General features: G+C 62.7%; 3 protein-coding genes. All 3 read right to left on the bottom strand.

Annotated elements, in window-relative coordinates; translation table 11 throughout:
* Positions 1-52: 52 nt before the first annotated feature.
* Genes I9H09_RS09555 through I9H09_RS09545 form a run of 3 tightly spaced genes read right to left on the bottom strand, consistent with a single transcriptional unit; the run spans position 53 to position 22,409 of the window.
* Complete coding sequence (locus tag I9H09_RS09555) at positions 53-9,262, bottom strand: hybrid non-ribosomal peptide synthetase/type I polyketide synthase (protein ID WP_122346794.1); 9,210 nt, start codon at positions 9,260-9,262, stop codon at positions 53-55.
* A complete protein-coding gene (locus tag I9H09_RS09550) occupies positions 9,262-13,374 on the bottom strand; it encodes a non-ribosomal peptide synthetase (protein ID WP_122324292.1) in 4,113 nt (1,370 codons plus the stop codon). Before I9H09_RS09550 ends, I9H09_RS09555 begins: the two co-directional genes overlap by 1 nt.
* The gene (locus I9H09_RS09545; protein ID WP_236502284.1) at positions 13,371-22,409 is read right to left on the bottom strand and encodes a non-ribosomal peptide synthetase; all 9,039 of its coding nucleotides are present in this window, start codon (positions 22,407-22,409) and stop codon (positions 13,371-13,373) included. The genes I9H09_RS09550 and I9H09_RS09545 overlap by 4 nt, the downstream gene beginning before the upstream one ends.
* Between the last annotated feature and the right edge of the window lie 125 nt (positions 22,410-22,534).

Here is a 22,534-nt window from a genome sequence, read left to right as displayed (position 1 = left end):
CGTTGTTCGATAGCGGGCTGGCGCGCCCATGAAAAGCGCGCTTGAGACGCCTTCAGCCCAGTCCCGATTCAAAGTCCGAATTGATCATCTCAGCCATCACGTGCGCCCAGGGCGCTGCGACAATGCCGTAGTGATCGGTGTCCAGTGGCTGCCAGCTCAGCGAGTGCGGCAACAGTTGTTGCCAGGCACGCTGCAGGTCCGCCAGTTGCCAGGCGGTGCCGATACCATAAGGGTTGGGTCGCGTGGCAATGAACAGCCGTGCCTTGGTGTCAGGCAGTTGCGCGGGCCGATACTCGACCATGCTCGCCATGTTGTTTCGGCAGCAGACGGTCAGACTGTGCAGATAACGTGACGTATCGTTGACCAGGCCAGCAGTTGGCGCATCGGGGCGCCGCGCAGAAAACTCCCGCTTGAACACCTGCTGAATCTGGTCTTCGTCAATCTGCGCAAGCTCCAGACCGGCGTCCGGCGCAGGCGGATCGATCAGATACAACAGCGGTTGCCGGTGGTCCGTCGGTACCAGGCTGCACATGGCCTGCGCCACCCAGGCACCGAATGACCAGCCCGCGAGGCGCCAGACGCTGCCCTGCGGACAATCCGCCTGTAGCGCCTGCAGATAAAGGCGCGCACGCTCGACAAGGCTGATATTCGGCAACTCCGGCAGACGCAGGGCCGGATCGGCGATGACCCACACACCGAGATCAGGATGCAGTGCCGCGACCATCTCGCGGTATGCCTGAACATCGCCACCCACAGGGTGAATCAGGTACAGGCGTTCACGGCCTGCGCCTGCGTGCCACGGGTCGATACGTACGGCGACATCCCATTCATCGTCGGGTTTTGCCTCATCTGTTTCACTCGACTGCACCAGCATCAGTACTTCACGCAGACTGACCGTGGGGCTGAATTGCGAAAGCTGCAGCACCTCGCCGGTCGCGGCCTGCAACTCATCGATCAGGTCCAGCAAGGTCAGCGAATCGGCGCCCAGTTCATACAGGGAAGCCTCCTCGTCCAGCGACGGAACACCCAGCCACTTGCACAGGCAATCCTGTAAACGTTCGCGAAGATCGGTGTCCGATTGCCCGGCAAGCTTGATGTCGGTCGGGGAAGAAGCGGCGCCGTGACGAAGTGGGTAAAACTGCCGTGCGGTTTCGAGTCGGGTGGTCGAAATCAGCAGCTGCGGCAACTGGGCGCCCAGCGCGGCGTCGAACACCTGACCGCCCTCCTGCGCCGTCAGGCCGACTGCCAGATGCTGCTGGTGAGCCGCATCGCCGACGCCTTCGGCCGCAGCCATGCCGATGTCTCGCCAGATGTCCCAGTTGATGCTCAGGCGCACACACGTATCGGCGGAATCGGCGCGGTAGTGGGCGAAACCATCGAGCACCGCGCTGGCCGCTGCATAATCCACATGACCGGCGCCGCCAAAAAGCGCCGACATCGACGAGCAATACAGCACGAAGCCCGGCGTCATCTGCTTGACCAACTCTTCAACCGCCAGCATACCGAGGGTCTTGCTGGCCATGGACGCTGCCAGCGTCTGCGCATCACGCTGACGAATCAGGCTGCCTGCACCGGTTCCGGCAGCATGAATCACGCCGTCGAAACGCCCGTAACGCTGGCGCAACGAGTCGAGAACGGCGGGCCAGCGCGCCAAGTCAGCGATATCCGCTGCGATCAGGTCGATGCGTGAGCGGTAGCCGAGCAGGTTGTCCGGGCAATTGCCGCTGCGCGACAGCACCACCAGACGGCGTTGGCTGGATTGCAACAGGTGTTCGCCTAACGTGCGACCGATACCGCCAGTGCCGCCGAGCAGCAGAAACGTGCCGTCGACGGGCAACAGATTCGAAACGGTTGCAGGGGCCACAAGCGGACTGGCCTGGAGCCTGGTTTGCCACAGATAGTCGTCACGAATGGCCATACGCCGAGGCAGCAAAGCCGGATCGGCCAGCAACGCCGCCAGCGGCCGCGCATAAAGACTTAGCCGTGGCTCGGGAAGGTCAAGCCAGTGGCAGCGGATCGGGTATTCCTGCGGTGCAACCTCAGTGATCCCTGCCAGCGCGGCCAGCTCCGGGCGCTGTACGTCGCCATTGACCGGGCAGGCTTGCCAGGACAACAGCCAGAGGCGCAAAGCCATCGTTCGCGGAGTCTGGCCCCAGGCCTGCAACAGCGCGCAAACGGTATCCAGACACGCCCATTGCCCCGCAGCCAGACTTTGTTCGTTGACCGCCCCACTGACCGACAATGGCAGGGCGTGCAGCCAGTCGAGTTCGGTCAGCGGGGCTCTTTGCGTCAGTTCGGCGATCAGCAGTGAGAATGCCGAACTGTCCAGCGGGTCCAGCTCGTAGCGATCCGGTCCGAGCCGCTGGTAGCCATTGCCGGCGCACACTTCAATGACCTGCCGATACACTTCACTCAAACAACCGAGCACTGTGCTGTCCAGACGCTCCTGGCTGCACACCACCAGCATGTCCCGGCGCAGGTCGGGCATATTCTGATTCAAGCGGCGCACACGCTGCCATTGGCGCTGATGGAACCAGTCGGCAACGGGCTGTCGCTCGGCCGTCTGCACCACAGTCGCTGGCGGCTCGACTCTCGCAGAGGTCTGAAAGCGGAACGTTTGCAGATCAAAAGTCGAGGGTGGCAAGTCCCAAGGCGGCGGCGCAGAGCGAGCCGGCCAGTCGATATCGACGCCTTCATACCAGGCGTCCAGCAGTACCTGCGGCGTCTGTTCGCGACCATCGATGCGCGCCCCTGTCGGGCTGACTCGTTTGATGGCATCAGGTTGCATGCGCAGGGCCTGACCCGGCTGACAGATCGTCGCGAAACGCCAGGGCAAGGCCCGTCGACCACGTTGCAGATGGCGCAGCAGCGCAGGCTGCTGTTGCGGATGAGCGCCGAGCCACGCCTCGATGGCCGCCATGTCGCGCTGCAATGCCGACCGGCTGTGCGCCGAGAGCAACAGGCATTGGGCGACGTCTTCGGCGATGGCTGCCTGCGCCGGTGGCGCAGCGACAATCACATGCGCGTTGGTGCCGCCGATGCCAAAACTGCTGACACCGGCCAGTCGCCGACGGCCCTCGGGCCACGGGCGCGAGGTGGTGGGTATGTAGAACGGCGAGTGCTCAAGGTTAATCTGCGGGTTGATACGACCGAAGCCGAGATTGGGCGGGATCACGCCATGAAACACTGCCAGCGATGCCCGAATCAGACCGACGACACCGGCCGCCGCACCGAGGTGGCCTATCTGGCTTTTCACCGACGCCAGTGCGCAGCTCGCCGCAGGTGCACCACCGAACGCCTTGTTCAGGGCCGCGACTTCAATCGGGTCGCCCAGCAGGGTGCCGGTGCCGTGAGCCTCGATGTAACCCATATCCGCACCGCAGATACCGGCCTTGCGCAAGGCCTCGCTGATCACTGCACTCTGCCCCGCCACCGACGGCGCGGTATAGCTCATTTTCGTCCGGCCATCGTTATTCAGTGCAGAGGCTTCGACCAACGCGTAGATACGATCGCCATCGGCCTGGGCACGGGCCAGCGGTTTGAGCACTACCACGCCATACCCACTGGCACCGATGGTGCCGCTGGCGTCGTCACTGAACGGACGACACAACCCGTCACGAGAAAATATGTGTTGCGGCCGATACCGGTAGCCGTCGGTCAGGGTCGGATCGATCAGTACACCTGCCGCCAGCATCACGTCGCTGTCGCCCTGCCGGAGCATGCCGGCGGCAAGATGCACGGCAATCAGCGAACTGCCACAGGCGGCCTGAACACTTAGCGCCGGACCGCTGAGGTCCAGATGATAGGCGGCCTTGGTGGCCAGAAAATCCTTGTCGTGATGCAGTGCCATCTGGAAACCGTCCGGCAGGTCGCCGTCAGCACTTTCGCGCAGCATTTGCTGGAAATAGGTAGTTTCGCCGCAACTGGCAATCAGGCCGATACGTGGCCCCTCGGCATGCGGTGTGATCGCCGCATGCTGCAACGCCTGCACACAGGCCATCAGCAGATGCCGCTGTTGCGGGTCCATCAGCCGCGCTTCCTGCAAGCTGATGCCGAAGTATTCGGGATCGAAATCCAGCATCCCGTCCATCTGGCTGCGAGCGCCGACCAACCCATCGGCGGCATCAAAAAGCTCGATACCCCGTTCATTGCCCTGCACCATCGCCCAGAACCCGGCGAGATCGCTGGCCCCCGCGACATTCACCGACATGCCAATGATTGCCATGGGCTGTTCGCTGACTTCGGCTTGCCGCGCACGCTCGGTCGGCACCGAAGGCGAGGCAGACAGGTGCTGCGCAAGGCGGCGCACAGTCACATGTTCGAACATTTCCGACATGGCCACCGGGTACGCCAGCGTCTCGTTGTAGCGCGCATGCAGGCGCATCAGGCCAAGGCTGGTGGCGCCAGCTTCGAAAAAGGTCTGCTCCGGTTCGATCTCGCGCCCGATCACCGCGACGAACAGTTCACTCAGTTGCTGTTCAAGCGGGGTCAGAGTGATCGCCGTGACCGACGCGCGAGGCCGCTGCAAGGGCTCGCCCAGTTCGGCCAAGGCCTTGCGATCGATTTTGCCACTGGGCGTGCGCGGCCAGCGGTCCAGACGCCGATATTGATCAATGCGCACGTGAGCGGGCACGTGCAGCGCAACCTGACGATCCAGGCCCCGGATATCGGGCGTAGCCCCCTCGATGTGCAGCCATGCGCACAGGCGCGGCGGTTCTCCTTGCATGGCAACCACCGCATTGCTGACCGACTCGACCTGCATCAGCGCAGCTTCGATCTGTCCGAGTTCGAGGCGCTGACCACTGATCTTGACCTGCTGATCATCACGACCGATGTAGTGCAGGCAGCCCTGCGCATCGGCACGGACCAGATCTGCGGTGCGATAGAACAGTGTTGTTCCGCGTTCGGGCATCTCAAGCTCGACGAAGCGCGAAGCATTCAAGGCCTGATCAGCGAGATAGCAGCGTGAAATCATCGGCCCCGCTACCAGCAGATAACCCTGGCAGCCATGTGGTAGCGGTCGGTCATGCTCGTCGACCACCAGCAGGCATGCATTGCTGACGGCATGGCCGATGGGGGCGCGCAATGGCCATTCCTGCACATCAGCCGGCAAGCGCCAGGCGCTGACAACGTGGGTTTCGGTCGGACCGTAATGGTTGAACAGGCGGGCCTGCGGCATACCGGCAAACCAGTTGTTCAACGCCTCGGTACACAGCAATTGCTCGCCCGCCGTCACCACCTCGCGCAGCGCCTGTGGGTAGATCCGATGGCTGACAGCGGTCTGTGCCAAGTGCTGCAGAGCCACGCAGGGCAGAAACAGCCGTTCGATACGCGCCTGCACCAAGTAACTCAACAACGCCGAGGCGTCCTGTCGCCAGCGGGGGTTGATCAGGTGGAAGCAACCGCCGCCGCACAGGGTGCTGAAAATCTCCTGAAAGGAAACGTCGAACGACAGCATGGAAAACTGCAGAGTCACCGATTTTGCCGGTAAATGTCCCTCGGTGCGCTGCCAGTGCAGCAGGTTGCAGAGGGTCCGGTCCGGGACTTGCACGCCCTTGGGCGTGCCGGTCGAACCCGAGGTGAACAGCGTATACAGCGGTCGTTCACCTGCATGACGGCGACGCTCGAACGATTTATCCGGAGCACCCAGATCAACCCTGTTGCGAGGCACCTCACCACCGTCCAGCGCCGCCAGTGCGGTCTCGGTCGCCGAGCTGTACAGAAGGCAGCAAGGCCGGGCCTGTTGCAGAATCTGCCGTTGCACCGCCAGTGGATAGCCAGGGTCCAGCGGCACCGCGGTGACATTGAGTCGGCTCAGCGCCAGCAAAGCCACGATATGCTCGACGGAAGCATCAAGGTACAGCACCACCTGTAACGGCGTATTTTGCCGATCGGGCAGCAGTTCGCTCAGGGTGGCCGCCAGCGTTTCGGCCAGCGCATTCAATCGGGCGTAACTGATGCAGCGCTGATCGGCGACCAGTGCCGGGGCATCCGGCGTGCAGTGCACCTGATGCTCGAACCAGTCGGCCAGCGTGTTGAACGGCGGCTCATCGCTAACGCCCTGACTGGCAGCAGGCAGGCTGAAACGCCAACGCCTCAGCACATCATGCAGGGTCGCTGCAGGGTTGCTCGTTGCAGGGCTGTCCAGCAGCAAATCGAGGCCACGCTGGAACACCTCGTGAATGGCCTGCATCTGCGGTGCATCGAAATAGCTGCACTGGTATTCCCACCAGCATTCCAGTTGCGACCCGCCATCGACCACCAGCAAGGTCAGCGGACACTTGGCCTGCAGGCTCTCGGCAAACTCCAGAGTGGCATTCAACGCGCTGTCGGACAGGCGCGCATAGTCGGTGTTTTCCAGGACGAACATGAAGTCGAACAGCGCACTGCCGGACGACAGGCGCAGGTCTTCGACCAGATCCGCCAACGCAACGTCCTGCAAGGTCAGCACTTCGCGCACCACGGCCGTCTGAGCACGCAACTGGTCGCTCAATGCCCTGCCGTTATCGAATGCAACCGGGATCAGCACGGTGTTGGCAAACATGCCCGGCGCATCCTCGAACTCGCGTAACGGACGGTTCGCTACCGGACTAGCGATTCGTGGACGCTCGCAGCCGGTCACGGCGTACAGGCTCCAGGCGAAGGCACTGAACAGTACCTCGTAACGGGTCAGCCGCTGCTGACTGCAAAACCGGTCAAGCGCCCGGCTGCGTTCGGCGCCCAGCAGCCGACGGTCCAGCCTCGCCTGCGGGCTGGCCGGGCGGGACGGCAACAGCGCGGGCGATGGGGCTTCGAGCCGGCGGTGCAGTGCGGCCAACGCGCGACGCTGATCGCGGTAATGCGGATCGATACGCCATTGCCGTTGCCACAGGGCAAACTCCAGCGTACTCAGCGCCGGCGCCGGCTGGTCGCTTGCCCGCCCCTGCAGCGCGTCGGTGTACAACTGTGCCAGTTCATCGAACAGCAAGTTCATTGACCAGCCATCGACAACGATGTGGTGCAGATTCATCAGCAGTCGACAGCTGCCATCGGCGAATGGCAGCAGCCAGGCCTTGCACAAGGTAGCTGCCGACAGATCGAACGGCGTGTCGAACACCAGTGCCGCAAAGCTGCGCCAAGTGTCTTCGTCGAACGCTCCACGCGCAAATACCCGACATTCGGCGCCCTGCTCGGCAACCACCTGTTGCAACCCTTCAGCCCCGGACACGAAGGCCGTGCGCAACCCGGGGTGCCGCGCTATCAGTCGTTTCACCGCCTCGGCCAGTTCGGCAACCTGAACACCTGCCGCCAGATGCAGAATGAGCGGCACGTTGTAGGCGGTCGATTCGGGGGCGCGTTGCTGTATCAGCCACAGGCGGCTTTGTTCGGCGCTGGCAGGTGATTGCTTGGGCGTGCCGATGGCCGGTGCGGGAGGATAGGACAGCGCGTTGACCTGTTCGGCGCCAATACGCTCGGCCAGTGTCGCGAAAGGTTCGGCCAGTAAATCGGCAATCGCTATTTCCCGATGCCAGTGGTGGCGAATCGCAGAACGCAGGCGCATGGCTTTGAGCGAATCGCCACCGCTGGCAAGCCAGTCGTCCTGCCCGCCCAGTGCCGGTTGAGCCAACAGCGAGCGGGCCTGGGTCAGTAACCAGTCCAGAACCGGCGATTGCTCAGCGCCCGTGGTTGCCCCGTTGGCCGGCCGCCATGGCTCCAGCGGCTGCACCAACAGCGCCTGTTGATCGATCTTGCCATTGGCGGTCAGCGGTAGGCGCGGCAGCAGAAACAGCTGGTGCGGCCGCATCCACGACGCCAGACGCTCTCGCAAATGCTCGTCCAGGCTGCGATAGTCCAGCCCCTCGCGTGGCACGATGAAGGCAAGCAACTGGTGATCCTCGGCCGCCTGTCTGCGCGTGCAGACATGCACCTGGGCAACACCCGGATGCTCCAGCAGGCGTTGTTCGACCTCTCCCGGTTCAATCCGAAAACCGCGTACTTTTACCTGACGGTCGACCCGCCCCTGATATTCGATCAGTCCTTCGGCGTTGACCCTGACCAGATCGCCGGTTCGATAATGCAACGCTGTACCGCCGTCGAGCGCGGGCAGACGGACAAAACTGCGGGCAGTCTCATCGGCCCGCTGCCGGTAGCCACAGGCCACCCCGCTGCCGCTCAGGTACAGCTCGCCTGTTTCTCCGGCTGCCACCGGGCTTTGTCTGGCGTCCAGTACGTGGGCGAAGGTGTCCGGCAATGGCCGGCCAATCGGTACTGCATCACCCGCGAAGTCACGGGGAATTGGCCAGGACACGGCAAAGGTGGTGCATTCAGTGGGGCCGTAAACGTTGAAAATCCGGCAGCGGCTTTCGGGGTTGGCCTGATACCAGGCGCGGACGGCGGCGGCGCTGACTTGTTCACCGCCGATCAATACCTGGCGCAGGGTCGAGAAACAGTCGGAGCACTCGGCGCTGAGGGTGTTGAACAGCGACACCGTCATGAACAGGGTATCGACCTGCTGCGCTTCCAGCACTGCGCCCAGACGTTGTGCGTCCTGCACATCGGCGTCCGCGATCATGACGCAGCAGCCGCCATTGAGCAGCGGCGCCCACAGTTCGAAATTGCAGGCATCGAACGCCGGGTTGGAAAGGCAGGCGAAGCGCTCCGCCTGCTGAATATCGATATAGCCGCCGGGCTGGGCAAGACGCAGCAGACCGCGTTCGCCGACTTCCACGGCTTTGGGCGTACCAGTGGTTCCCGAGGTGTAAAACAGGAACATCAGCTCGGCAAATACATCGCGGATCGGCTGCAGCGGCTGATCGGGGTTATCCAGCAACGTCTCGACAGATGCATGCCAGACTCCCGCCGCTACCGACATTTCAGGCTCATCGCTCAGGGTTACCAGCCCTGTACAACCGGCATCGGCCAGCATCAACTGGCGGCGTTGCAGCGGGCTCGCGCGATCCAGCGGCACCACCACACCCCCCACTTTCAATACGCCCAGAATGGTTGCCACCCATTGCCAGCAGCGCGGCAGGCACACGGCAACCGAGTCGCCGGGGTTGACGCCTTGCAGCAACAGCCCGCTGGCAATTCGCTCGCTGGCACTGGCCAGTTGCGCATAGTTCAGGCGAACCTGTTGATCCAGCACTGCAAGGGCCTGCGGGGTATGACGCACCTGTTCGGCAAAGCGCGCGAGCAGCGTTGCCGGGGGCCGGGCCTGGTTCTGGTTCTGGTTCTGGTTCTGGTTCTGGTTCTGGTTCTGGGGCTCGCCATCGTAACGGCTCATCAGCGCGCCTCCTGCGAATCGAAACGTTGCAGCTCTTGCCTGAGTGTCTGCGAAACCCGATGCACCTCGGCGCTTTCCAGCATGTCCCAATGCCCGCCATGCACCAGCCTGGCTCGGTAACCGTGGCTGGCACGTCGCCGCCAGAACCGGCGCAATTCATGCAACTGCTGACGACTGAACCCTTCACGCGCCTGGATCAGCACGATGCGCCCGGCCTGCGGCTCGCACTCGTAGGCCGCCATGGCCAGGCGGTTGTGGTTATACAGATGAAAGTAGCGCTCGACCTGAGCGTCTTCGATACCGGGATACATGCCATTGAAGCGCACCAGCTTGTCGCGGAACTCGGCCATGTCCACCGTACCGATCTGCTCCCGGAACCCAGCCTCCTCCGAGCCCTGCGTGTCGAGCAGCACAACCGTGACCTGCCGATGGCCTGCCGCAGTCAGGCGCCTGGCCATTTCATACGCCACCAGGCCGCCGAACGACAGCCCGGTGAGAATCAGCGGTTGCGTGGTCAGCGCAGCGATACGTTGCAGGTAGGCCTCGGCCATGGCTTCGACAGTCGGCTCGGTGCTTTCCCCCGGGTTCAGCCCCGGTGACTGCACACCGTATACCCCGATGTGTTCAGGCAGCTCTTTGGCCAGCGACAAGTAGCAGAAGGCCGTGCCGCCCGCAGGGTGAATGCACACCACGTTGCGCTGTCCCGCACCACGGCGGAACTCGATCAGGTTGCTTTGCGCGGCAGCCAGACTGGCACCGGTACGCAACCAGCCGCCCAGCGCTTCGATGGTCGGGTGGGCGATGATGACCCGGACCGGCATCTTGACCGCGAACGTCTGACCAATCTGATAAGCCATCTTGATCGCCGCGATCGACGTTCCGCCGACGTTGAAAAAATTGTCGCGAATACCGATTTGCGGCACCAGCAACAGGTCCTTCCAGATTTGATACAGCGCCAGCTCAATGTGGTCCCGCGGGCTGCCGAGATTGACCTGCCTGGCGACCAGATCCTGATCAGCCAGCGCGGTCAGCGCCTGGCGGTCGATCTTGCCATTGACTGTCAACGGTATGGCATCCAGCCATAAGTAGGCACTGGGCAATACCGCTGTGGACAAGGTGGTGGCCAGATGTGCGCGCACAGCCGACTCATCCGGCGCCTGATCCACTACGCAGCAGGCCACCAGCCGCTGGGTCTGCGCGCTGTCGCCAACCATCAACACCACGCTGGCGCGGACGCCCTGAAACAGATCGAGCCGCGCTTCGATTTCACTCAGCTCAAGACGCATACCGCGCAGCTTGACCTGAAAATCATTGCGCCCCAGAAACTCCAGCTGGCCATCCGCGCGGTAACGCGCCACATCGCCGCTGCGATACAACCTGTCACCGACAATGAAAGGATTGTCGATGAAGCGCTCGGCGCTGAGTTCTGCCAGGCCCAGATAGCCGCGTGCAACGCCAAGGCCACCAATGTGCAACTGCCCGCTGACGCCGACCGGCACGGGTGAATCATGCTGATCAAGTACGTAAAAACGCGTATTGGCGATAGGTCGCCCGATCGGCAACTGGCGCTGCGGGACCTCGGCCCCGGGCTCCAGCGTCCAGATGCTGCTGATCACCGTGGTTTCGGTCGGGCCATAGACGTTGTGCAGACGGGCATGTGGCAGCCGCTCCTGAAACAGCCGCGCCAGTGCAGGCGACAGTTCGCCGCCCCCGCTGAAGACATCTTTCAGCCCTCGACAGTCGCGGACTTCGTCGGCTTCCAGAAACAACTGCAGCATGGCTGGTACGAAGACCATCGCCGTTACCTGCTGCTCGCGCACCACCTGCGCCAGATAGCCCGGCTCGAAATGCCCACCGGGCCGAGCGATGATCAGGCGACCACCGGTGATCAGCGGCCAGAATGTCTCCCAGGCCGACGCATCGAAACCGAACGGGATCTTGTGCAGCATCGTCCCGGACTCGCCACAGAACTGCTGACACCACAGCAGCAGATTGCTCAGCCCGCGATGGGTCACCATGGCCCCCTTGGGCAGGCCGGTGGTGCCTGAGGTATAAAGCACATAGGCCAGGTGTTCGTCAGTCACGCCCACGTGTGCGGGTTGAGGATTGTCCGTCGGGCAATCGGCCCAAAGCACGGCGTCGGCCTGCAGGTCGACGATGGGCACCTCACGGTTTGCCCCTTGCAGCGCCTGACGCAGAATGGCTCGCGTGGCTCCCAAGGTCAGCACCGCCGCAGGACAGGCATCATCGAGAATGTGGCTCAGGCGACCTTGCGGGTAGTCCGGGTCCAGTGGCACGTAGGCACCGCCTGCCTTGAGTACCGCGAGCAGCGCCACCGGCAGCTCCAGCGAGCGCTCGATGCAGACCGCCACACGCACATCCGGGCCGACGCCCAGTTGACGCAGGTGATGAGCAAGCCGGTTGGCCTGGCAATTCAGTTCACGGTAACTCAACGACTGACCTTCGAAGACCACCGCGCAATCGTCGAGCCGGCGTGCGACACGCGCTTCGATCAGACGGTGCACGCATTCGATGGGCTGTGCCAGCGGTGCCGGGCAGTTCCACTGGTGCAGCATTTGCTCGCGCTCGGCGTCCGCCATCAGCGCCAGTGTACCAATCGGTTGCTTGGCATCGGCAGCAACCTGCTCGAGCAAGTGCCGGTAATGCCCGCTCAGACGCTCGATGGTCGACCGGTCGAAAAGATCGGTGTTGTACTCCACCAACAGGTGCAGCAAGCCGTCGCGCTCGACCCACTCGAAGGCCAGGTCGAACTTGGCCGTGGCGCTGCCCGTGCCATATGGCGTCATGCTCAGCCCCGGCATCTGCAACGTCGCACCCGGCGTGTTCTGCAGCACCATCATCACCTGGAACAACGGTGAATAGGCGCTGTCACGCGGCGGGTTGAGCGCCTCCACCACCCGGTCGAACGGCACATCCTGATGGGCGTGCACCGCCAGCAGCGTGGCGCGAAGCTCGCGCAGCAATTGGGCGAATGTCTGCTGCGGATCAAGACGCTGACGGATGACCTGGGTATTGACGAAATGCCCGATAAGCGGCTCGATTTCGGGACGGCTGCGGTTGGCGAACGGCGTGCCGATGCACAGGTCCTGCTGCCCGCTGTGCCGCCATAACAGCACTGCCAGCGTACCCATCAGCACGTTGAACAGCGTGCCTTGGGTTTGTCTGCCCAGCGCACCGAGTGCACGCAGGGTGGCGCCGTCCAGCGATGAACTGAACGTTGCACCGACGTAGCGCTGTACAGCAGGACGCGGTCGGTCAACGGGCATGTTCAGGCAGTCGGGCGCGTCGGCCAGGGTGTGCCGCCAAAAATCGAGTTGGGTCTCAAGCGCTGCGTCGCTCAGGCGCTGTTGCTGCCAGCAGGCGTAATCCGCGTATTGCACAGCCAGCGGCGCCAGGCTGGAGGGCTGCCGGAGCAGAAAGTCCGCGTACAAGGTAGCGATTTCCTGTGCGATCACGCCCATCGACCAGCCATCGGCAATGATGTGGTGCACGCTGTACAGCCACAAATATTCGTCGTCAGCCAGGCGCAGCAATGAAGCACGCAGCAAGGGGCCACTGGCCAGATCGAACGGTGTCCTGGCGTCCCGCTCGACCGCGATGCCGACGTGCTCTTCGCGTTCTGCCGGAGTCAGGTGTCGCAGGTCGGTGACCGGCAGCAATAATGTAATGGCCGGGTGTATTACCTGGCGCGGCTCGCCATCAACGCTGCAAAACGTGGTGCGCAAAATCTCATGACGTACGATCAGCCCGTTCAGAGCCTTCTCCAGCGCGCCCACGTCAAGCGAGCCTCGCAATGTGACCGCCGATGGCACGTTATAAAACGCATTGCCCGGCTCCATCTGGTCGAGAAACCACAGCTGGCGTTGCGAAAACGACAATGGGCAGGCGCTTTGATCGGCCGCACGGCGTGTGATGGCGGTCGGGTCCGTGTCGCTCAACAAGGCAATCAGTTCGGCCTTGTGCTGCTTGAGCGCTTGCAGCATTTCGTCGTCGAGAAACCCCTTGGGGGCCTTGCAGCGCAGCTTGTCACCGTCTGTTTCGAGAACCACGGCATGACGTCCGAACAGCTCCAGCAATTGATAGGCATTCATATCTCTATCTCCTCCATGTCGCTGTCGTCGTCCGCAAGTTCAACCGGTGCGCGGGCGAATGCCTCGACCTGAGCCCTGTGTGCTTCATCGGCCGTGCGCAACCCGCCGACCATCGAGTAGATCAACAAGTGCTCCGCGCCCAGATCGAACAATGCAGGCAATTGTTGCTCTTCGAGAGAGCCCATGCCGCACAGACCAATGCCCTGCTCGACGGCGGTCATGGTCAGCAATTGCGCCATGCCCCCCGCTTCGATGTGACAGAAATCGCGACTGCGCTCGCCGTACAAAGGGCGGATCGCCGCCATGTCGGCCACGAAGAACAATGAGAACGCGGCGTTTTCGTAAACCGGGCGGTTGACGAAGTAGTCGTAGGTGTCGGGGTCCAGCGCGCCGCTGTCCAGCGCCAGCAACCGGTGCAGCAACGGGTCATAGTAATAGGCACCGCCGGGTACACCGCTGACCCGCTGGGGTTTGACGTACAGGTAGGCTTGAATCGGGTAGGCGCCGCCAGCCGATGGGAACTGATATTTCACTTCATCGTCCAGCGTCCCTTGCGCAAGCGCAGCCAGCAGCCCGGCAAAAGCATCGCTCGGGACTGGCCGCGAGGCATATTTGCGTACCGATCGGTAATCGCTGAACCGCCGGGTAAACTCCGCATCGCCAGGGCGAGGCAGCTCTATCGCAGGCGTGCTTGCGTCGAAGCGCCGGCGGCCATGCTGATCGGCCTTGAAACGGGCGCGCTGCTGCGGGTCCTCCAGCACCTGTTCGGGCTTGTCGGCCTTTTGCCGGACGCTATCGAGCGCAGTGCCTTCGGCCCGATTCTGTCGATACAGCGACAGCAGATTGAGCAGCGTCGGCTGCGCCAGCAACTGCCCGACATTGGGCCGGAACTGCAACTGGCCGGACAACGCGTTGCTGATCCTGACGATATCAATCGAAGTCGCCCCCAGATTCAGCAGGTTGGCGTCGGCAGCAATTGCAGGACGTTTGAGCACGTCCTGCACAATGGTCACCAGTTGTTGCTCGTCTGCCCCCTGCACTTGCAGCGCCGGGCCGGATGCCTCAATAGCCGATGGCTCAGGCAGACGCTTCTTGTCGACCTTGCCGTTCGACGACAACGGCCACTCCAGCACAAAGGTGAACGACGACGGCACCATGTAGGCAGGCAATTTGTCCGCCAGGTACTGCGTGAAATCAGTTGCCTGCAACGACGGATCGGCCTTGAGCACATACCCCGCCAGACGCTTCTCGCCCAGCGTGTCGCCCAGCACACGAACCACCGCGCTTTGCACGCCGGGATGGCGATTGAGCGCGGCCTCGATTTCGCCCAGTTCGATACGATGGCCCTGCACCTTGACCTGGGTATCCTCACGCCCCAGGAACTCGATATTGCCATCTGGCAGCAAACGTCCCAGATCGCCGGTACGGTAAAGTCGCTCGCCGGTCAACGGGTGACAAAAGAAGCTCCCTGCGCTGAGTGTTTCATCGCGCCAGTAACCTTTGGCCAGCCCGATACCTGCAATGTACAACTGCCCCGCAACCCAGGTCGGCCGCACCTGCAAGGCATTGTCGAGCACGTAAAAGCGTTGCTGATCGAGCGCCTTGCCATACGGAATGCTGCGCCACGCCGGGTCGATGGTTTGCAGCGGGTATTGAATCGACCAGATGGAGGCCTCGGTGGCGCCGCCCAGACTGATCAGTCGCAGTGCGGGCTGCAAGGCCCAGGCGCGCTCCGGCAACGTCAGGGGAATCCAGTCGCCCGAAAGCATCGCCACACGCAAGCTCGATGGCAATGCGCCCTGCTCGCCTTCGACGTACTCCAGCAACATGCCGAACAGGGCAGGTACCGAATTCCACAGGCTGATACGATGCCGCTCGATCAGGCTCAGCCAGTGAGCCGGATCAAGGGCAAGTTGCGGTTCGAGCATCACGACCGCTGCCCCTGCCGCCAGGGTGCCGAAGAAATCGTAGACCGACAGATCGAAACTCAGTGAGGAAATGGCCAATACCCGATCCTGCGGGCCAACGGCAAAGCGGCGGTTGATGTCGAGCAAGGTATTGACTGCGCCGCGATGGTCGATGACCACGCCTTTGGGCATGCCGGTCGACCCCGAGGTGTAAATGACATAGGCGAGATCGTCCGGCTTGAGATCGACGCTGTGCAACTCGGGCGCAGCAGCAATGCCCTGGTCGCTGACGGCAATTGTTTCAACGTACGACGGCCACTCGACGCGGGTCAGAAGTGCTGGCTGAGTGAGCACCAGACTCGCTTCGGCACGCTGCAGAATATGCTCCAGACGTTCCGTTGGCAGCGCGGGGTCGAGCGGCAGATAGGCACCGCCTGCGTATTGAATCGCCAGGGTTGCCAGCACCTGCTCCCAGCCTCGCTCCATGACCACTGCGACCAGACGATTGGACAGCACACCTTTGGCCTGCAGAATCGCCGCCAGTTGCCGCGCTTCGTCGCGCAGTTGGCCGTAGCTCAACTGGCGCTGGGTGCCGATCACTGCCAGAGCTTCTGGTGTGGCAAGCGCCTGGCGGTCAAACAGCTCGTGCATCAACGCTGACTCGACAGGGCTCTCGGCAGGCACTGGCAAGCGCGCCATCGGCAGCAGTTGCGGGGTGTCTGCGCTCCAGGCAGCGGGTTCCAGCAAGCGATCCAGCAACGCGTTATAGGCAACGAACATCTGCTCGATCATGCCTGCCGGAAACAATTCGTCGATGCTGTCCCAGTTGAACAACAGACGTCCTTCCAGCTCCAGCAAGGTGTGATCAAGCCATACTTGCGGGGTCTGGGTGATGCTGTGCATGTGTTCGGCATTCAGCGCATCGGCCAGATTGAACTCGGCCAGCTCCGGTGCGGCTTCCGACAGCGTGCTGTTGAACACAATCGGCATGGCGGTCTGCTGAACGCCACGTGCCTGGGACAGCTCGCGCAGCACCCGCACGCCGCTGACCATAGAATGATCAATGTCCTGCCACAATCGGGCCTGCACCGCGCGGGCCTTTTCGGTGAAGCTTGCGGCGCCGTCGATACTGACTTCCAGCAAGACCAGCGAGGTGAAGTCGCCGATGATGTCATCGACATCCGGGTGCAGCGGCATGCGGTTGAACAGCGGCAGGCTCAAGGTGAAACACGGCTGTCGGCTCCACAACGCCAGCACTTCGCTGAACGCGGTCAGCAGCATGACTGAAGGCGTTACCGCGAACTGTCTGGCGAGGTCCTTGAGTCGCAACCATTGCGAAGCCGGAATATCGCGGTCACGGCGCGTGAAATGCGGCCGGACGATGCTTTCCGGCTGGCGCACCAGCGGCAGGTCCGGCGCAGGCGCCAGCGAGGTGACCTTCTCGCGCCAGTAGCCCAGCGCCTGCGCATAGCGGCCTTCATTGCGCAGCCGATGTTCGGCCAGCACATAATCGCGAAAGGTCAGGCCAGGGTCAGGCAGGTGGAGCTGCGGATCGGCATAAAACGCCATCAGTTCGCGCGCCAGGATCTGCGTGCTCGCCGCGTCAACAATTAATGCGTCGAGGCTGATGTGCAGATGGCTGATGTCATCGTCGAGCAACGACAGGCTGAACTCGAACAACGGCCAGCGACTGGCATCCAGCACTTGGTGAGACTGCCGTTCGCGCGTGTCATGCAACGCCTGTTGTACCGCCTCGCCCGGCAGGCCGCGCAGGTCGCTGCGTGGCATCTGATAAGTCGGCACGCGTTGCAGGACTTGCTGCGTTCCATCATCGAGGAATATCACGCGCAACATGTCGTGGCGCTGAATCATGCGGTTCAGGGCCTGCTCGAAACGCGACGCGTCCAGGCCGGGAATACGCAGTTCTTCGTAGCCGTGCGCACTGACGCCGCCGAGGCTGACCGAAGCTTCACGGCCAAACCAGTACGCTTGCTGAATGTCGGTCAGCGGGAATGGCGCATAGCGTGCCTCGCGGTCCGCCTCGATCAGGGACAGCGGAGTTTCGACCTTGCCACCTGCCTGCCATGAGTTCCTGACCTGCTCAGCCAGTTCAGACAGCACCGGGGTCTTGAACAGGCTGCTCAGCGACAGCTGCGCGCCCATGCGCTGATTGATCATGTAAATCATTCGAGTGGCCAGCAGCGAGTGCCCGCCCAAGTCAAAAAAGTTGTCCTCGACGCCGACCTGCCCGCACTTGAGCACCTCGGCCCAGATCGCCACCATTTGCCGTTCGACCTCATCACGCGGAGCCACATAAGTGGTTGTCGCCTGTCGCTCCGGTACCGGCAGGGCCTGACGATCAAGTTTGCCGTTGCGGGTCAGCGGCAACTGCGCCAATGCCAACCAGGCGCTTGGGATCATGTGCTCCGGCAGATGCTGACGCAGCTCGGTGCGCAGCGTCTCGACAGAGGCCGGGCCGACCACGTAGGCCACCAGACGCTTGTCGCCCGGGTTATCTTCGCGCAACAGCACAACGGCGTCTTGTACACCGGGTTGCTGGTGCAGAAGGCTGTCGATCTCGCCGAGTTCGACGCGAAAACCGCGCAGCTTGACCTGCTGGTCGATACGCCCGAGGTATTGCACATTGCCGTCGGCCTGAAAGCGCGCCAGATCGCCACTGCGGTACATGCGTGCGCCGGGTTGCGGGTCGAACGGGTCTGGCGAAAAGCGCTCGGCACTCAGGCCCGGACGGTTCAGGTAACCACGCGCCAGGCATGAGCCGGCGATGTACAGCTCCCCCGCTACACCGACCGGCAGCGGGTTCAGATCGTCATCAAGCACGTACAGCCGCGCATTATCGATAGGACGACCAATCGGCGGAGCGTCCGGCCACTGCGCGGCGTCGCTGCACGTCAGGCTGTACTGGCTGACGACGTGAGTCTCGGTCGGGCCATACTGGTTGTGCAGGTGCGTGCCACCCAAGCCCAGAACGAAGGCGCGCAGCTCGTCATTGACGTGCAGCGCCTCGCCCGCGGTGATGATCTCGCAGCCGCCTGCCGGCATTGGCGCATCGGCCTCAGTGAGGCTGGCCAGCTGCTGAAGCACGGCGAACGGCAGAAACGCGCGCTGGACTCCCTCGCTCACCAGCAGCGGACGCAGAGAAGCCAGCTCCTTGCGGCTGGTTTCACTCATCAACAACAGGCTGCCGCCCTGACACAACGTGCTGCAGATTTCCTGAAATGAAACGTCGAAATTAAGCGAGGCGAATTGCAGTGCACGTGCTGGCGCTGGCGCCTGATCCAGTTGCCAGGCGATCAGATTGTCCAGCGCCGCACGGCTGTGCGCCACGCCCTTTGGCCGCCCGGTCGAGCCGGAGGTGTACAGCACGTAGGCAAGGTTGGCGGGGCTTACCGCGACCTGCGGCTCGCTGGCCGGATGGTGCTGCCACTGCTCGGCATGCACATCCAGACAGCACACCGGCAACGCCGCGCACTGTGCTGGCAGGCCATCGCGCAGCGAGCGTTGCGTCAACAATAAAACCGGGGCGGCATCCTCGAACATGAACGCCAGACGCTCGGCCGGATACGCCGGGTCGAACGGCACGTAGGCCGCACCTGCCTTGAGGATGGCCAGCAAACCGATGACCATCTGCGGCGAGCGCTCAAGACACAGACCGACGCTCTGCTCGGGTCGCACGCCCTGTTCGATCAGATAGTGCGCAAGGCGATTGGCCGCCTGGTTCAGTTCGGCGTAGGTCAGTTTCTGTCCGTCGGCGAGCAATGCCACGGCGTCGGGCGCACGCTGCGCCTGAGCGGCAAAGCGCGCCATGCAATCGGGCATTGCCGAGGTGTCGCGCCGGGTGCGGTTCCAGTCATGCACAATCCGCCGCTGTTGCTCGGCATTCAACAGCTCGATGGCAGCCATTGGTTTTTCGCTGCCCTCGACCATCTGTAGCAGAACATGACGCAGGTACTCACCGATCTGCGTAACGGTATCGCGCCTGAACAACCCCGAGGCGTACTCCAGCCCTCCGACGATCTCTCCGTCGCGTTCGCTGAGCGCCAGTTGCAGATCAAATTTGGCGACCTGCCGAGCGCTCGGCAGCTCGCTGACCTCAAGCCCCGAGAGCAGCAGGTCTGAATCCTGATTCTGCTCCCAGGCGAACAACACCTGGAAGACCGGGCTGTGAGCCAGGCTGCGCGGCGGGTTGAGCAGCTCCACCACCTGATCGAACGGCAGGTCCTGATGCTCCTGCGCGGCAAGTGCGACATCGCGCGCCTGCTGCAGCCAGCTGGCCACTGTAGGGTCGCCATTGCGGGTCATGCGCAAGGCCAGAGTATTGACGAAGAAGCCGATCAGCCCTTCCAGTTCCTGCTGGCTGCGATTGGCCGAGGGAACGCCGATAACCACGTCGGCCTGCCCGGACAGACGCATCAGCAGCAGCGACCAGGCGGCCAGCAGGTTCATGAACAGTGTGGTGCCGTGCTCCGCTCCCAGCGCTCTCAGCTTTGCTGTAAGCGCCCTATCGATGACCAGCGGCACAAAGCCGCCCTGATAATCCTGCACTGCCGGACGCTTGTGATCGGCAGGCAATTCCAGCAGCAACGGCGCGCCGCTGAGGGCTTCATGCCAATAGCGCCGCTGCGTTTCCAGCACCTCCCCACTGAGCCAGCGCCGCTGCCAGACTGCGTAGTCGACGTATTGCACCGGCAGCGGCGGCAATGGATCGGCGCGCCCTTGCAAGAACGCCTCGTACAGCAGGCCCAGTTCGCGGGTCAGCACGCCCATCGACCAGCCATCCGAAACAATGTGGTGCTGGGTCAGCAGCAACACATGCTCATCATCCGCCTGCTTTACCAGGCTGACGCGCATTAGCGGTCCGGTGGTCAGGTCGAAAGGCCTGGCGCCCTCTTCCTCCATCAACTCGCCGAGACGGGCCTCGGCATCGTGGTAGCCCTGAAGGTCGATAACGGGCAGCGGCAGGCGCTGACCGGCGACTGCAACACACTGCCAACCTTCGCCTTCAATATCCATGAACGTGGTGCGCAAGGCTTCGTGGCGGGTGACCAGCTGATTGAAGCTGCTTTCCAGCGCCGACACCTGCAACGGCCCGCGCAGGCGCAGGTTGAGTGGCATGTGATAGGCCGCATTGCCACCTTCAAGTTGCGCCAGAAACCACAGGCGCTGTTGAGCGGACGACAACGGCTGAGCAGCCGAGCGCTCCACCGGCGTGATCGCCAGGCGCGCGTTGCCCTGCGCACTGACCAGCCGCTCGGTGAACTGTCGCAGCACCGGCGCTGCAAATAAGGCAGCCGGTGAAACATCCAGGTTCAATTGCTGACGGACCTGCGCCAGTACCCGCATCACTAACAAGGAATGGCCACCGAGCGCAAAAAAGTGATCCTGACGGCCGACCTGTTCAATACCCAGCACATCAGCCCAGATAGCTGCGATAGCCTTTTCCAGTGGACCTTCGGCAGCTTCGAAGTCGTGTTGATCGAAAGCATCGGCCTGCGGCTCGGGCAATGCACTGCGATCCAGTTTGCCGTTGGCCGTCAGCGGCATTGCGTCCATGCGCACGAATGCAGCGGGGATCATGTAGTCAGGCAGATTGGTTTGCAGTTGTTGACGTAGCGCACGCGGGGTCAGAGCTACCTGACCAGGTTCGCGGTTGCCGAGTGCATGAAAGTAGGCAACAAGCCTCGACACACCGCGGCGGTCTTCGCGAAGCAACACGACGCTTCCACGCACGCCAGGAATCTCGGCCAGACGCGCCTCGATTTCTCCCAGTTCCAGGCGCAGACCGCGCAGCTTGGCCTGCGTGTCGTTGCGGCCGAGAAACTCGAAATTGCCATCGTCCCGCTGGCGAGCCATGTCACCACTGCGATACAGCCGCTCACCCGGCACAAACGGGCTGTCGATAAACCGTTCGGCGCTCAGTTGCGGCAGGTTCAGATAGCCGCGTGCAACACCAGCGCCGCCAATGTACAGCTCACCTGCAACGCCTTCGGGAACCGGTACACCTTGATCATCAAGCAGGTAAATCCGGGTATTGGCCAACGCCCTGCCAATCGGCAGAACGCCGTCGACCTGGCTGGCAGCATCGAACTCAAAACAGGTGCTGTCGATGCTGGCCTCGGTGACGCCGTAAGCCTGCACGATTTGCACGTGGTCACCACACAAGCTGCGCAGTTGACGGGCGCTGTGCGCGGTCCATATGTCCGAACCGCAGACCACGCTGCGCATGAATGACAGATCGTGGCCGGTCTCTTCCACCCAGGCCAGCAGCAAGTTGAGCACCGCCGGCACGAAATCTGCGAAGCCGATGGACGCCTCGCGCATCAGGCGGTAAAGCGCGGGCGGGTCCATCAGGGTGTCACGTGGGCACAGCACCAGGGTGCCGCCAAAACCCAGTGCGCGGATCAGATCGGCACTGAACACATCAAAGGAAAACCCGGCCATCTGCAGATGATTGACAGGCGTGCTCAGTGCGTAGAGTTGCTCCCAGGCTGCGCTGACCGCAATCAAACCGCGATGCTCGACCATAACGCCCTTCGGCACGCCGGTAGAGCCCGAGGTGTAGATCACATACGCCAGATGACGAGACGTCAGGCCGATGACATGCGGGTCGGGATTGTGGGCTGGCTGCCCGGCCCACAGGCAGGTATCTGCCATGTCGAGCAGCGTTGGCGTTTCAGCGCATCCTGCCAGTGCCGCCAGCATGGCTGGACGCGCCAGGTCATGGGTCAGCAGCACCCGCGGCGCACTGTCCGTCAGCATATGCGCCAGCCGTGCCTGCGGGTAAGCGGGGTCAAGGGGCACATAGGCACCGCCTGCCTTGAGCACTGCCAGCACGCCAATCAGCATGTCCAGCGAGCGCTCCAGGCAAATGCCGACACGCACATCCGGACCGACGCCGAGCCCGCGCAGGTGATGCGCCAGTCGATTGGCCTGAGTGTTCAGCGCCGCATAATCGAGCGACTGGTTGCCGAACCTGACGGCAACGGCTTGAGGCGCGCGCTGCACCTGAGCCTCGAACAGTCCATGCACTGACTGGTTTTCGTCGAAGTGCGGCTCAGTATCAGGACGAACGAAGCCCGTCCCGTGCGAGGAAAATATGTCGACCATCAACAACTACCGTCCATGAACAGATTGTTTTACGGGAAGGCAAAGCCATGGCATCCGCCCGCCAAGACCGACGTCGAGAACGCCGGCAAGCATGCATGAGGCTTAGGGAGAGGGTGCGGCGCGCG

It is taken from the genome of Pseudomonas tremae (genome assembly GCF_023278125.1).
GTDB lineage: Bacteria > Pseudomonadota > Gammaproteobacteria > Pseudomonadales > Pseudomonadaceae > Aquipseudomonas > Aquipseudomonas tremae.
The sequence above is the reverse complement of the archived record's forward strand: the minus strand, read 5'-3'. Positions and strand labels throughout refer to the sequence as shown.